Annotated in this window: 13 protein-coding genes, 3 tRNA genes and 3 pseudogenes; 6 read left to right on the top strand and 13 right to left on the bottom strand. The window is 43.4% G+C overall.

All coding sequences use genetic code 11. The annotated features are described in order from the left end of the window. Window positions 1–422: 422 nt before the first annotated feature. Entirely contained in the window at window positions 423–743 is a 321-nt protein-coding gene (locus tag ACYQ2C_RS18210) for a tyrosine-type recombinase/integrase (RefSeq protein ID WP_460104560.1), read from the bottom strand. Between the two features lie 19 nt (window positions 744–762). Further along, window positions 763–1,014: pseudogene (locus tag ACYQ2C_RS18205) on the bottom strand (phage integrase central domain-containing protein); the annotation flags it as partial. A gap of 96 nt (window positions 1,015–1,110) precedes the next feature. On the opposite strand from ACYQ2C_RS18205, the pseudogene ACYQ2C_RS18200 reads away from it, so the two are divergent. After that, window positions 1,111–1,569, top strand: a pseudogene (locus tag ACYQ2C_RS18200) (tyrosine-type recombinase/integrase); the annotation flags it as partial. 79 nt (window positions 1,570–1,648) lie between these two features. Here the strand turns inward: ACYQ2C_RS18200 and ACYQ2C_RS18195 are convergent. The 11 genes from ACYQ2C_RS18195 to ACYQ2C_RS18145 form a co-directional block, all read right to left on the bottom strand. Further along, window positions 1,649–1,733: transfer RNA gene (locus tag ACYQ2C_RS18195), tRNA-Leu, on the bottom strand. A gap of 28 nt (window positions 1,734–1,761) precedes the next feature. Beyond that, window positions 1,762–1,838: transfer RNA gene (locus ACYQ2C_RS18190), tRNA-Pro, on the bottom strand. Window positions 1,839–2,136: 298 nt separating this feature from the next. Continuing rightward, window positions 2,137–2,496 (bottom strand): MerR family transcriptional regulator, encoded by a 360-nt coding sequence (locus ACYQ2C_RS18185; RefSeq protein WP_460047659.1) that lies wholly within the window; start codon window positions 2,494–2,496, stop codon window positions 2,137–2,139. Next, window positions 2,474–2,782, bottom strand: a complete 309-nt coding sequence (ihfA, locus tag ACYQ2C_RS18180; RefSeq protein ID WP_460047658.1) for an integration host factor subunit alpha — start codon at window positions 2,780–2,782, stop codon at window positions 2,474–2,476. Before ihfA ends, ACYQ2C_RS18185 begins: the two co-directional genes overlap by 23 nt. A gap of 58 nt (window positions 2,783–2,840) precedes the next feature. Then, window positions 2,841–5,249, bottom strand: a complete 2,409-nt coding sequence (gene pheT, locus ACYQ2C_RS18175; RefSeq protein WP_460104563.1) for a phenylalanine--tRNA ligase subunit beta — start codon at window positions 5,247–5,249, stop codon at window positions 2,841–2,843. Window positions 5,250–5,299: 50 nt separating this feature from the next. After that, on the bottom strand, window positions 5,300–6,289 hold the full coding sequence (gene pheS / locus ACYQ2C_RS18170; RefSeq protein WP_460047655.1) for a phenylalanine--tRNA ligase subunit alpha: 990 nt from the start codon (window positions 6,287–6,289) through the stop codon (window positions 5,300–5,302). Window positions 6,290–6,440: 151 nt separating this feature from the next. Beyond that, complete coding sequence (rplT, locus tag ACYQ2C_RS18165) at window positions 6,441–6,797, bottom strand: 50S ribosomal protein L20 (protein WP_460104566.1); 357 nt, start codon at window positions 6,795–6,797, stop codon at window positions 6,441–6,443. 41 nt (window positions 6,798–6,838) lie between these two features. Beyond that, window positions 6,839–7,033: a 50S ribosomal protein L35 gene (gene rpmI, locus ACYQ2C_RS18160; RefSeq protein ID WP_460047651.1), complete on the bottom strand. Its 195-nt coding sequence runs from the start codon at window positions 7,031–7,033 to the stop codon at window positions 6,839–6,841. Window positions 7,034–7,270: 237 nt separating this feature from the next. After that, entirely contained in the window at window positions 7,271–7,810 is a 540-nt protein-coding gene (infC, locus tag ACYQ2C_RS18155) for a translation initiation factor IF-3 (RefSeq protein ID WP_460048116.1), read from the bottom strand. Between the two features lie 44 nt (window positions 7,811–7,854). Then, window positions 7,855–9,786 carry a threonine--tRNA ligase gene (gene thrS / locus ACYQ2C_RS18150; RefSeq protein WP_460104568.1) on the bottom strand — a complete coding sequence of 644 codons (1,932 nt, stop codon included), beginning with the start codon at window positions 9,784–9,786 and terminating at the stop codon, window positions 7,855–7,857. Window positions 9,787–9,910: 124 nt separating this feature from the next. Further along, window positions 9,911–9,987: transfer RNA gene (locus ACYQ2C_RS18145), tRNA-Val, on the bottom strand. 130 nt (window positions 9,988–10,117) lie between these two features. On the opposite strand from ACYQ2C_RS18145, the gene ACYQ2C_RS18140 reads away from it, so the two are divergent. From ACYQ2C_RS18140 to ACYQ2C_RS18120, 5 genes and pseudogenes are all read left to right on the top strand, one after another. Further along, window positions 10,118–11,023 (top strand): NAD-dependent epimerase/dehydratase family protein, encoded by a 906-nt coding sequence (locus tag ACYQ2C_RS18140; protein ID WP_460104570.1) that lies wholly within the window; start codon window positions 10,118–10,120, stop codon window positions 11,021–11,023. Then, window positions 11,013–11,966: an MraY family glycosyltransferase gene (locus tag ACYQ2C_RS18135; RefSeq protein ID WP_460104571.1), complete on the top strand. Its 954-nt coding sequence runs from the start codon at window positions 11,013–11,015 to the stop codon at window positions 11,964–11,966. Before ACYQ2C_RS18140 ends, ACYQ2C_RS18135 begins: the two co-directional genes overlap by 11 nt. Window positions 11,967–11,999: 33 nt before the next feature. Then, on the top strand, window positions 12,000–12,632 hold the full coding sequence (locus ACYQ2C_RS18130) for an IS1595 family transposase (protein WP_460104576.1): 633 nt from the start codon (window positions 12,000–12,002) through the stop codon (window positions 12,630–12,632). A 204-nt stretch (window positions 12,633–12,836) separates the two neighbouring features. Next, complete coding sequence (locus ACYQ2C_RS18125; RefSeq protein ID WP_460104572.1) at window positions 12,837–13,121, top strand: transposase; 285 nt, start codon at window positions 12,837–12,839, stop codon at window positions 13,119–13,121. Between the two features lie 137 nt (window positions 13,122–13,258). After that, a pseudogene (locus tag ACYQ2C_RS18120) lies at window positions 13,259–13,601 on the top strand (DDE-type integrase/transposase/recombinase); the annotation flags it as partial. Window positions 13,602–13,693 lie beyond the last annotated feature (92 nt).

Below are 13,693 nucleotides of genomic sequence, written 5' to 3'. Positions count from 1 at the left end.
TTATAGGCCATTTGTAGGTTCCTTTGTTTGGGGCAGTTTACCCTACAAGCTGGTACGAGATTATTAAACCACTACAGGTTTAAGCGGCAAGCAGGCTGAAGAGCTTTTAAAAATGCTATGGCAGATGATTCAAACGATGAGTAAATACGCGCTTCTTTACTGATGCGTCAGTGATAAAAAGCAAAAAAATTGAAAGGTATGGATTAAAAAGCCAAGAGCATCGCAACCGACAATATGCGAGGAAAACTGCTTTATTATGGAAAAGGTTTTTCATGACGATGTAACAGGTGGCGGTAACTTTAATAAACGTCCTGTTATGACTCAGATTATCAGTTACCTAAAAGCTAACCCTCATAAAAATTATATTGAGATATTAAACACTTTAGCCGCGATATTTAAAAATTGCGCGCCTCATTGTGTTATCAAACACGGAGACTTCTTGGTTTTTTTTCTGGCGGAAACAACAACGGATAGCCAACTGATATTTCGTGTATTTTTTTGAGAATTGTTACGGTTTGATGTGCCAATGGAACAAGATGTTCTGTGCCCATCTTCATGCGTTCGGCAGGTATTCGCCAAATACGCTCTTCAAGATCAAACTCTTCCCAACGAGCACCACGTAATTCACCGGGGCGCACAAACGTTAAAATTAATAACTCAATAGAAAGCTGCATTAGTAATCTACCCTTAGCTTTATAATTAGCTAATGCCTTTAAAAATTCGGGTAATTCTTTTCTCGGCAAAGAGGCTCTGTGTTCTGTTTTACTGAGCTTTTAAAATACTGGTTAAATCAGCGGCGGGATTAATTTCAATTAAATTATTTTGCACGGCGTAACGAAATACTCGACGAACATCTTGCAAGGTTCTACTAGCAATGTCAGGAGCATCAAGATTTTCTACAGCGCGTGTAATTTTAATAATTTCTTGCGGTTTAATTTCGGCAATTGGTTTGTTACCAACTAAAAGAAAGGCGTTTTGTTCTAACCGTAAAAATACGCGGTTTGCGTGGCCTGGCTTCCAAGTGCCCTTTTAATGATTCCACCAATATTCGACAATTTTAGAAAATAAATTACTGGATTTTTCTAATGTCTTAGTAGAAATGAAGTTTGTGCGATGAAATTCAGCGATGAAAAAGATGGGCGTATATTCATTGTTAGGAAAGAGGTCGAGCGTCACAATACGGGGTATGTTTTCGCGGAAATAACCCCGGCGCTTAGAGAGGTTTTGACCAGAGCCAAATCATTGCCTCCACTGAGCCAATACGTGGTTTCAAAGATTTTGCGCGGCGGCCGAAGGGGTCAATTACGCCCAGAAATGATTTCGAGAACATTTCATGAAACCGCAAAGGAGTGTGGAGTATTTAACCATCTCGATAGAGATGAGTGGCCAACGTTTCATGAAATAAGATCGCTAGGATCGAGCGTTTTGGAGCAGTCTGAAAAAAGACCAGTTGATCAGATTCAGGCACTTTTGGCTCACGCATCAGGAGAGCAAACACAGGTTTATTTGGATGGTCACGGTGATCAGAAATGGATCGAGGCGGTAGCGGGAAACACTAAAATTTGGTGATCTGTGTGGTTTATTTTTCCAAAATATTTCCAAATATTTCCAATGAATATTTTTTAACCGCTTGGAAAAACGTTATTTTTGGTGCCCAAGGCCGGACTTGAACCGGCACGGCTTACGCCACTACCCCCTCAAGATAGCGTGTCTACCAATTCCACCACTTGGGCAAGGGATGTTAAATGTCTTTTACTTAGATGGTCGGAGTGGCCGGATTTGAACCGACGACCACCACACCCCCAGTGTGGTGCGCTACCAGGCTGCGCTACACTCCGAGTTAGTTTTTAGCACTTTTAAGATAGTAAAAACTTAATTTTTAGTAACTTAAGAATAGCTAAAAAACCCGCCAAATCTTTGTTTTCTAAGGCATTTAACAGAGCGCGAGATAATACACTCTTAATTAGCTTTTGCAAGCATTAGCACAAAGATTTTTTAATCAAAAACGGCGAATTAGTGTATGTGTCTGTTACACCAATTCACCGTATTAAATTAGAAGATAACTGACTAGAAACACTATCAAACTGCGTTTGTTTAAACTGCACCGCAAAAAAAACGTTGCGCAAACATATCGATTCAGTTGTCTTTCAAAACGGCTAACACTTCTTCTAGCTCTACAATCATTTGATGAACAATTTGTTTGAACTGCGTATTGTCTTCAACAGCTTCATCTCCGGTCATACGCTGGCGCGCTCCGTTGATGGTAAAGCCTTGATCGTAGAGTAAAGCTCTAATTTGACGAATTGTGAGAACATCTTGTCGCTGATAGTAGCGACGATTGCCTCTTCGTTTTACTGGTTTTAACTGAGGAAATTCTTGTTCCCAGTATCGCAGTACGTGCGGTTTAACAGCGCACAACTCGCTTACTTCACCAATGGTAAAATAGCGCTTTGCCGGAATGACCGGAAGTTCGTCATTGTGACTTGGTTCCAGCATAGGCCTCCACCCTTGCCTTCAGTTTTTGACCTGGCCTAAAGGTAACCACCCGTCTGGCAGAAATTGGAATTTCTTCGCCAGTTTTGGGGTTGCGCCCTGGGCGTTGACTTTTGTCACGCAGGTCAAAATTGCCAAACCCTGAAAGCTTAACCTGCTCGTTACACTCTAACGCGGTGCGAATCTCTTCAAAAAAAACTTCGACGAGTTCTTTTGCCTCGCGCTTGTTAAATCCGAGCTCTTCATAGAGGAGCTCGGCCAAATCCGCTTTTGTCAGTGCTCCAGTCATAACAGTGTAGCCTTTTTAGTGTGCGGTTACTGTTAAGCTGGCTGATTTGCCAGATTAATCAGCGTAATACCGCGTTAAGCTCCGACTCGAGATACTTGATAACAGCATCAACCGAGGTGTTAATCTGTTCGTCCGTAAGATTGCTCGAAGGATGCTGGAAGGTCAAGCCTAAGGCAACACTTTTTCTTTGTGTATCAATACCTTTGCCCACATAAACGTCAAAAATCTTTAACTCTGTGAGCCAGTCCCCAGCACTATTACGCACCGCTTTTTCTAATTGCAGCCCTGTCACAGTTTGATCAACAACTACTGCGAGGTCGCGACGAACTTCAGGGTGTTTCGACAACGCGGTGTATTCCGGCACTAGGGCTTGAGCAATGTCCGCCTGATTTAACTCAAACACGAATGCTGGCTGATCTAAATCTAGCGCATGTTGAACTTGCGGATGCAAGCAACCAACAATACCCACAATTTTTCCATCAATCAGTATTTGTGCTGTTTGCCCTGGATGCAAAGCACTATGAACAGCCGGCTCAAAAACTACGCTTTCTGGAAGAGCTAACTTACCGGTAAGCGCCAGAATTGCTTCGACGTCACCTTTAATGTCGTAGAAGTCGAATTTATCGCTTTTGCCAAACCAAGATTCACCTTGTTTAGTACCGTAAATCAAACCTGCGATCACTGGTGTTTGAACCAGCTTCTCAAGAGATCCGTCTTCAGAAACGAATTTAAGTCCCGTCTCAAACAGTTTTGCACGTGCTTGTTGGCGGTTCAGGTTGTGCTTAAGGCTGTTAATTAATCCGGCCCACAGACTGGTGCGCATCACCGACATATCGGCACTAATTGGATTCTGCAAAGGAACCGGAGTAATGCCTGGGTCAATGATTGACTGAATTTTAGTATCAACAAAACTGTAGCAGATAGCTTCTTGATAGCCTCTAGCGACAAGCGTGGCACGAATTCGGCCGAGCGGCGTTTGCGTTTCAGTTTGACGATCAATCCGCATCGGTAATGCCATAGAGGTAACCGGCAAATTGTTATAGCCATAGACACGAGCAATTTCTTCAAGTAGATCTTCTTCGATGCTGATATCAAAGCGATAGCTTGGTATTGCAAACGTCCAAGAAGAGTCATCAGAAGATACAACTTCTAAACCTAAGCGAGTTAAAATTTGCAGAACGTCTTCGTCAGCAAGAGAAAATCCTAAACCAGACTCAATACGAGCTTTGCGCAAGGTAACTTGCACTGGAGCAGGAACCGAATCATTCTCAGCAACCACAACTGGGCCTGGAACACCGCCTACAATATCGATGATAAGTTGCGTTGCGCGCTCGATGGCTCTTGTTGCTAGATTGTAATCCACGCCGCGCTCAAAGCGGTGTGAAGAATCAGTATGCAGACCATATCGACGCGCTCGATTCGCAATGGTCAGCGGGTTAAAGAATGCTGCTTCTAGGAAAATGTTGGTAGTTGCATCCGTTACCGAAGAGGGTTCTCCACCCATAATGCCTGCCATTGCCAGCGGGCCAGACGCATCGGCGATCACCAAAACATCGGTATCAAGCTCCACTTCTTCACCATTGAGCAAGACCAACTTTTCTTTATCTTTGGCAAAGCGAACCGTAATTTGAGTATCGAGTTTATCGAGGTCGAAAGCATGCATAGGCTGACCTAATTCCATAAGCACAAAATTGGTCACATCTACGATTGCATCAATACTACGCACGCCACCGCGGCGTAATTTCTCTTGTAACCACAAAGGACTTGGTTTTGAAACGTCAACGCCTTGGATAACTCGACCAACATATCTTGGACACGAATCTTCAGCTTGTAGCTCTACAGGAAATGTTACTTCAGAAGCTGCGTCTACTGGCTCAATGGCTGGCCCGCAAACTTCACATCGGTTTAACACACCCACTTCGCGGGCGATACCTTGAATACTCAAGCAATCGCTGCGGTTTGGCGTAAGGTCTACCTCAATGCATTGATCATTTAACTTCAAATATTCGTTCAGATCGACGCCAACCGGAGCATCTAAAGGTAATTCCCATAAGCCAGAATCGTCTTCACCAGCTTGCAGCTCTGTCTGAGCGCAGAGCATTCCAAAAGACTCTACGCCGCGTAGTTTGGCTTTTTTAATCTTAAACGCTTTTCCGTCTTCGCCAGGAGGTAAGGACGCTCCGACCGTGGCGAAAGGTATTTTGATGCCAACTCGCGCGTTGGGAGCACCACAGACAACCTGCTTGGTCTCATCGCCGTCGCCAGCAACGGTACAAACACGAAGTTTATCGGCATCTGGGTGTTGTTCTGCGGCAATAATTTCGCCCACAACTACACCGGTGAATTGACCAGCAACCGACTCGACTGCGTCAACTTCTAACCCGGCCATGGTAATTTGATCAACTAATTGCTGCGTATTGATATTTGGGTTAACCCACTCACGCAACCAAGATTCGGAGAATTTCATGCTTCAATCTGCTCTTTTCGGTTCTTTAGGCGTGTTTTACACGGCGAGTATTAGCGAAACTGTTTTAAGAATTTTACGTCGTTCTCAAAGAACAAACGTAAATCGTTAACGCCGTAACGCAGCATAGCTAAACGCTCAACACCCAAACCAAAGGCGAAACCGGTGTACTTTTCTGGATCAACACCACTGGCTCGAAGAACATTAGGATGAACCATGCCGCAGCCACCAACTTCCAGCCAACCCGTCTTACTGGATTCCCATTGAATATCGAACTCGGCTGACGGCTCTGTGAAAGGGAAAAAAGACGGACGGAAACGCACTTCTAGATCACGCTCAAAGAACGCTTGAAGGAACTGCACAATAGTGCCCTTGAGGTCGGCGAAGCTAATATTTTGATCAATTGCCAAACCTTCCACTTGATGGAACATCGGCGTATGGGTTTGATCAGAATCGCAGCGGTAAACACGGCCAGGACAAATGATATAAATTGGAGGCTCTTGCGATTCCATGGTTCGCACTTGTACTGGTGAAGTGTGTGTACGAAGCACATGGTTTTCATCGATATAAAAAGTATCGTGCATGGCGCGAGCTGGGTGATGAGCCGGGATATTTAAGGCATCGAAGTTGTGATAGTTGTCTTCGATTTCAGGACCTTGCTCAACTCGATAACCTACCGCAGAAAATATTTTTTCAATGCGTTCTAGGGTTCGTGTTACTGGGTGCAAACCACCCATTTCCGATTGTCGACCAGGAAGAGTTACATCGAGTGTTTCACTTGCTAACTTCGCATTAATAGAAGCTTGTTCAAGTTGACTTTTTTTCTCGTTGATTCGATCTTGGACCTGTTGCTTGGCTTCGTTAATTTTTGCACCGGCAGCAGGACGCTCCTCAGCCGTTAACTTTCCTAAGCTTTTTAGTAACGCAGTGATTTGGCCTTTTTTACCCAAATATTCAACACGCACATGATCCAGTGCGGCTAAATCTTCAGCCTTTTCAACCAAGCCAAGCGCTTCATTGGTGAGCGCGGCTAGATTCTCCATGCGGACTTCTCCAAATAGTCTTACACAAGAGTTAATTATTCTTGCAGAGTGTTTCTGCGGTATTTTACCGGCACAAAAAAAGGGAGAAGCTCAAGCCCCTCCCCTTTTTTTGGCTATCCTGTAAAACGAATTTTACGGATTTGAATTGGGATTACACTAGGGCTGCTTTCGCTTGTTCAACGATGGCAGCAAAAGTCGCTTTGTCATGAATGGCAAGATCAGCCAATACACGACGGTCCAATTCAATGTTTGCCTTTTTAAGGCCAGCGATTAAGCGGCTATAGCTCATACCTAAAGCACGAGATTGTGCATTGATACGAGTGATCCATAAAGCACGGAAGTTACGCTTTTTAACGCGACGGTCGCGGTAAGCATATTGACCGGCCTTAATGACCGCTTGTTTGGCTACGCGGAATACACGTGAACGTGCACCATAGTAACCTTTAGCTGCTTTCAAAACTTTCTTGTGACGACGACGCGCCTCAACACCACGTTTTACACGGGCCATATTCTCTTCCTCAAAATTCTCGTGTTGTTAAAACGGGCCAATTACTTGGCGCGTAGCATACGATCTACCAATGGTTTATCAGCTGCGTTTAGCACTGAAGTGCCGCGCAATTGACGCTTACGCTTGGTAGTCATTTTGGTCAAGATATGGCTTTTGTTGGCGTGTTTGTGCTTGTAACCGCTAGCCGTCTTTTTGAAGCGCTTTGCAGCACCGCTATGTACTTTAGCTTTTGGCATGGGATGAAAACTCCATCACAGACCCCTTAAAGACTCTAAGTATATTAATACCCAGGGGGATCAACTGTTGACGTTAAAAAGTAGGTCGGTAGCTAAAAACCTGGCTACTTTTGTTTGCTTAGCTACTTACGCAACCCATGTTCATGAGTTACTAAATAGCTTACCTCAGCCTCACTATAATAAATCACAGTTGAAAGCCGAGGCGAAATTCTACACATCCAATGATATCGGGAAAACTTATTTTTTCTTTTTCGGTGCGATAACCATCAATAGCTGGCGACCTTCCATTTTAGGACGTTGCTCAACCACACCAAACTCTTCCAAATCTTTCTCGATACGTTCTAGCATTTCCATACCGAGTTCTTGGTGAGCCATTTCTCGACCACGATAACGCAGAGAGATTTTAGCTTTATCGCCGTCTTCTAAGAAACGAATTAAGCTCTTAAGCTTAATTTTGTAATCGCCAATATCGGTACCGGGACGAAATTTCATTTCTTTAACTTGCTGTTGCTTTTGTTTCTTTTTAGCAGCAGCGCGTTGCTTTTTGATTTCAAACAAGTGTTTGCCGTAGTCCATTACCTTACAAACCGGCGGATCGGACTGAGCAGCCATTTCAACTAAATCTAAACTGGCCGCTCGCGCGGTACTGAGAGCTTCATCTATTGGAACAATTCCTACTTGCTCGCCATCTGCACCGATCAATCGAACCGTGGCGGATTGGATTTGATCGTTAATCCGGGCTTTTTTTGAACTACCGGCAGCTGCTTCTCGTTTGATAATTGTGTCTCCTAAACTATGAGCCTAAGCCCTTAAACCTGTTGCTAGTTACTAGCGCTATCAGTGCGACCTAGATTTGCAATGTCTTTATTGATGAGCTCAACAAACTCATCTATGGACATTACGCCTAAATCTTCACCGGTACGTGTTCTAACCGCAACAGCATTTGACTGAGCTTCCTTATCGCCAGTGACAAGCAAATAAGGAACCTTTTGTAAAGTGTGCTCTCGAATTTTAAATCCGATCTTTTCGTTTCTCAAGTCGCTTGATACTCGCAAGCCATGATTAGCAAGTTGTTTTTCAACACTTTTAACGTAATCTGCCTGAGCATCGGTAATATTCATGATCGCAACCTGAGTTGGAGCCAACCAAGTTGGGAATGCACCTTCGAAGTTTTCGATTAAAATACCAATAAAACGCTCGAAGGAACCAAGAATAGCTCGATGCAACATAACCGGAGTCTGGCGACTGCCATCTTCGGCAACGAATTGTGCGCCAAGACGACCAGGCATTGAGAAATCCACTTGAATGGTTCCACACTGCCAAACTCGACCAATACAATCTTTCAGAGAAAACTCAATCTTCGGACCATAGAATGCGCCTTCACCGGGCAACAACTCAAAGCCCAAACCTTTAGCATCAAGCGCATCGGCAAGTGCTTTTTCTGCCTTATCCCAAACTTCATCACTACCAACTCGTTGTTCTGGACGAGTGGAGAGACGAATAATGACCGAGTCAAAACCGAAATCACGATACACCGAGTAGAGCAAATCGGTAAACGTAGAGACTTCGGTTTGAATAGAGTCTTCCGCACAGAAGATATGTCCATCGTCTTGAGTAAAGCCACGAACACGCATGATACCTTGAAGTGTGCCCGAAGCCTCATTGCGATGGCATGAACCAAATTCAGCCAGACGCATTGGTAATTCTTTATAAGATTTTAAGCCTTGGTTGAACACCTGAATATGACAAGGACAGTTCATTGGCTTAATCGCAAAATCACGAGATTCGGATTCAACTGTGAACATATCGTCACGGAATTTATCCCAATGGCCTGACTTTTCCCAAAGCACGCGATCAACAACTTGCGGGGTTTTAATCTCTAAATAGCCGTTCTCACGCTGAATTTTGCGCATGTATTGTTCAATAGCGGTATAAACGGCCCAACCTTTGGGATGCCAAAACACCATTCCAGGTGCTTCTTCTTGCAAATGAAAGAGATCGAACTTTTTACCAAGTTTACGATGATCTCGTTTAACCGCCTCTTCCAAAAATCTAAGATGCTCTTTTAACTGTTTTTTATCGGCAAACGCAGTACCGTAGATACGTTGAAGCATCTTATTGTTAGAGTCACCTCGCCAGTAGGCACCAGAAACTCGTTGCAATTTAAAGTGTTCACAAAACCCCATGTGCGGAACATGTGGCCCACGACACATATCAACGTATTCTTCGTGATGATACAAGCCCGGCTTATCTGACTTTGGAACATCGCGATCAAGAATTTCCATTTTGTAGCTTTCGCCGCGCGCTTGGAAAGTATCGTATGCTTCTTCCCAACTCACCTTCTTTTTAACAACAGAATACTTCGTCTCAGCCAACGTTTTCATGCGTTGTTCTAACGCTTCAACATCTTCGTCGGTCAATCGATGTTCTAGATCGATGTCGTAATAAAAGCCGTTTTCGATGGTAGGACCAATCGCCATCTTGGCGTCTGGCCACATTTGTTTGAGCGCGTGTCCCAATAAATGAGCACAGGAGTGGCGAATAATCTCGATGCCATCTTCGTCTTTAGGGGTAAAGATTACTAAATCAGCATCGGCTTCGATCAGATCAACTGCATCGTGGCGAACACCATTAACGCGCCCACCCAGCGTAACTTTCGCAAGGCCAGGACCAATGTCTTTAGCTACGTCTAAAATAGATACAGGATGATCAAATGAGCGTTGTGAACCATCTGGGAGAGTAATGACAGGCATATGTACTTCCTTACCTCAGTGGTGACTCCTACCAAAAGCCACTTGATTTGGGGTTTAAAGCGAATCTACATTATTTCGAAAGAAAAGTTTTACCAAGTGATAACTAACTTTTCTTTATTTGAATTGGTACGACCGAGTGGACTCGAACCACCGACCCCCACCATGTCAAGGTGGTGCTCTAACCAACTGAGCTACGGTCGTATAGGACTTTTCAAGAGGCGCGCACTTTACCAGCTTGATTTATTGAGCGCAAGCATTAAAAACTCGTTCTAAATTAATTGTTTAGCTGCGACAATAAGTGTTCATTCCAATTTTTTAAGCCGCTTTAATCGTGAACCCTAATCGCCAAGCAAATGTCATCGCCATCACCGGAGCTTCAGGCTTAATTGGAGGCGTTCTAGTAACTCAGTTAAAAAACACTGGCCACGAAGCTGTCGAACTGTCTCGCAACAACTGCACATTGGATAACTTTAACTCCTTTACCGAAGCCGTCAAAAATGTAGATGTATTCGTGCACCTAGCCGCGGTAACACATAATCCAAACGCAACCTACCAAGATTATTACGAAGGTAATGTTGAGTTCACAGAAAAGATTTGTACTTGGGTTACTGAAGCCAAGAATAAAAATCTTGCGGACATCAAGAGAGTCCTACTTATAAGCAGCATTAAAGTTATGGGAGAATCTACTCTGCCCGACCAACCATTTGTACATACCTCTACTTGCAACCCCGAAGATAACTATGGAAAGACCAAGTTACTCGCGGAACAGAAGCTCAAGAGTATTTGTAATGAAGCTGGGACCGAATGGTGCATAATTAGACCACCGCTTGTTTATACACCGAATGCAAAAGGTAACTTACAACTCATATCAAAAGTCATTGATTGGCACCTACCTTTGCCACTAGGAAATATACAAAATCGCCGAGACCTAGTTGATATTAAAAATTTAGTTGAGCTCATTTCAATCTGCTCTACTCATCCAGCCGCGAGCAGCCAAATCTTTTTAGTCTCGGATGGAAAACCGCTAAGCACGTCAGAATTAGTAAAAAAAATAGCTACAGATACCAATAGAAAAGTACGGCTCATCCGTATTCCAAAATTCATGCAAGCATGGATAAAAAGTTACAGTCACAAATCTAGTTTGATACAACGACTGTTCGGCAATCTAGAAGTCGACATTACTCATACATCAAAAACACTGAACTGGCACCCAAATACCAAACCGAATGATCTCTAACAACTTCGCAATACTACTCGCCTCAGCCATCGTAATTTTTGGATTTACACTTTGGCTAACCAATGTGTATCGAAAACATGCAATACAAAAAGGTATTATCGACAACCCAAATCACAGAAGCTCTCATAAAACTCCAACTCCAACAGGTGGAGGAATTGTAACCGTCTGCGGAATTATAGCCGTTTGGGCGATTTGCTATGGGTTGCAAATGTTATCGATCAAAGAATTCTTAGCGCTAACTATTCCAGGCTCAATTATTGCCGCCGTAGGATTCTTCGACGACAAACACAACCTTCCGAGAAGAATTCGTTTTATTGCACAAATAGTGTCTGCGTGTATTACGGTATCTTTAATATACCCACTGCCAGACATTCAAATTTGGCAAAACATTTCAATAAAACTCAATGGCTTAGGGATTATTGCTGTAGTGATCGGTATAGTTTGGATGACCAACCTATATAACTTCATGGACGGAATCGACGGAATCGCAGGAGCAGAAGCGGTAACCGTACTCGCAGGTGCAAGCCTTATATGCTTCATTAACGGACAAGTAGAATTAGCAGCAGTACTAATTGCCAGCTCCCTACCCGTCTACGGATTCCTCTACTGGAACTGGCCGCCGGCAAAAATATTCATGGGCGACGCATGCAGCACATTTCTGGGAATGACATTCGCCACACTCGCACTCATAACATCAAAAAGTGAAGCCATAAACCTATGGAGCTGGTTTATATTACTCTCACTATTTATCTTAGACGCAACAATAACCTTACTGGTTAGAATCGCTACCGGACAAAAATGGAGAGAAGCGCATAGGACACATTTGTATCAGAAGTTGTCTTGCAGATATCAAAGTCATAAAAAAGTAACTATGGCACTAATCTCAATAAACTGTATATGTAATGTTACCATTTGTACAATATTTACATTGGGGCTGAAGTAGCTAAGAGCAGCCATAGTGGCTACTCTAAAGCTCATGTATACAAGAAAAAGCCGGTTAACACCTAGGCAACAAAGTAGGCTTATAGAATATTTTGTCGTTGGAGCAACTGCTCGGGCGGCGGCTGAAATGCTTGGAGTACAACCCAATACAGCCATTCGCTTTTTTATGCGACTAAGGCAGCTGATAGCCAGTAGATTGCCGAGATACGATTTATCCGGTGAAGTCGAAATCGATGAAAGCTATTTTGGAGGAGTACGTAAAGGCAAGAGAGGTCGAAGCGCTGGAGGTAAAATAGCAGTTTTTGGCCTATTAAAAAGGGGTGGGAAGGTTTTTACCGTAATTATTCCCAACGCCAAAACTGAAACTCTGCTACCCATTATCAATGAGAAGGTTACACCTGACAGCATTGTCTACACAAATACATTTAAATCTTACAATGCTTTGGATGTGAGTGATTTTCATCATCAGAGGATTAATCATTCGAAATTATTTGCTGATAATACAAATCATATTAATGGAATCGAGAACTCTTGGAATCAGGCTAAACACCATTTACGAAAGTTTAATGGAATTAAACAAGATAATTTTTATTGGTTTCTTAAAGAGTGCGAATGGCTCTTCAATGGAAGAGACCACCAAACGCTATTAAAGCAGCTAAAATACTGATATAAAACGACAAAACACTAGCTCTTAGCTACTTCAGCCCCTTCAGCCCCTTCAGCCCCTTCAGCCCCTTCAGCCCCTTCAGCCCCTTCAGCCCCTTCAGCCCCTTCAGCCCCTTTACATTTTAAAGATTACCCTGTTATAGCTGAATAATTTTACCACCTAATTAGAGGCGATATTATCACTTCTTAAACATAAAGCTAATCAATGAAAACACCTGTCCGAAGGAACTTCAGCACTGAATTTCGAGTGGAATTAGCACAATTAGTTGTCGATCAAAGTCGGTCTGTTCGTGAGATCGCTAAAACACTAGGCATCGGACACTCTACTATGGATATTGTTGGTAATGCATACGCCAAGAGCGCCAGGGTAAAAATCAGCACCTGTAACCACGGAGCAAGTTCGATTAAAGAGTGCTGTGCGTCAGGCGAGTGCATTCAGCAATTGTTCCGCTTGCACTCGATTGGTAGCAAAAATAGTCGGAAGTCATAGCATAAATATCAATCGTTATAAAGCTGGAAAAACCATGAGCAAACCAAGGTTGTTCAGCTCTCAGCCACGGAAACATACTTACAAGAAAACTAGAAAACTAGAAAACTAGAAAACTAGAAAACTAGAAAACTAGAAAAGAGCATGTAACCATCGCTAATAAACTTAATCGAGAATTTACCGTTTCTCCGCCTAATAAAGTCTGGCGTGGCGATATCACCTACATTTGGGCGGGCAATCGCTGGGCGTATTTAGCGGGGTTATAGACCTTTACGCACGTAAACCGGTAGGCTGGGCTTTGTCGTACTCACCGGATAGCGAACTGACTAAAAAGGCATTATCAGTGGCATTTGAACTTCGTGGAAAACCTAAAAGATCAAGGCAGCCATTATACCACTTTAGAGTTCCGGCAAACCTTATGGCGATTTCAAATCCAACAGAGCATGAATCGCCGCGGCAATTGTTGGGATAACACACCAATAAACGTTTTTTCGGAGTTCTTGGTTTCGGATAATAAGTGCAATTTTCTTGAAAAGAGGCCAGCTGGTATAGTCGGCCATTTTTCTCGCCAAAGG

Source organism: Sessilibacter sp. MAH3 (assembly GCF_054658275.1).
Note: the sequence above shows the minus strand (reverse complement) of the source record. Positions and strands in the feature narration are given on the sequence as shown.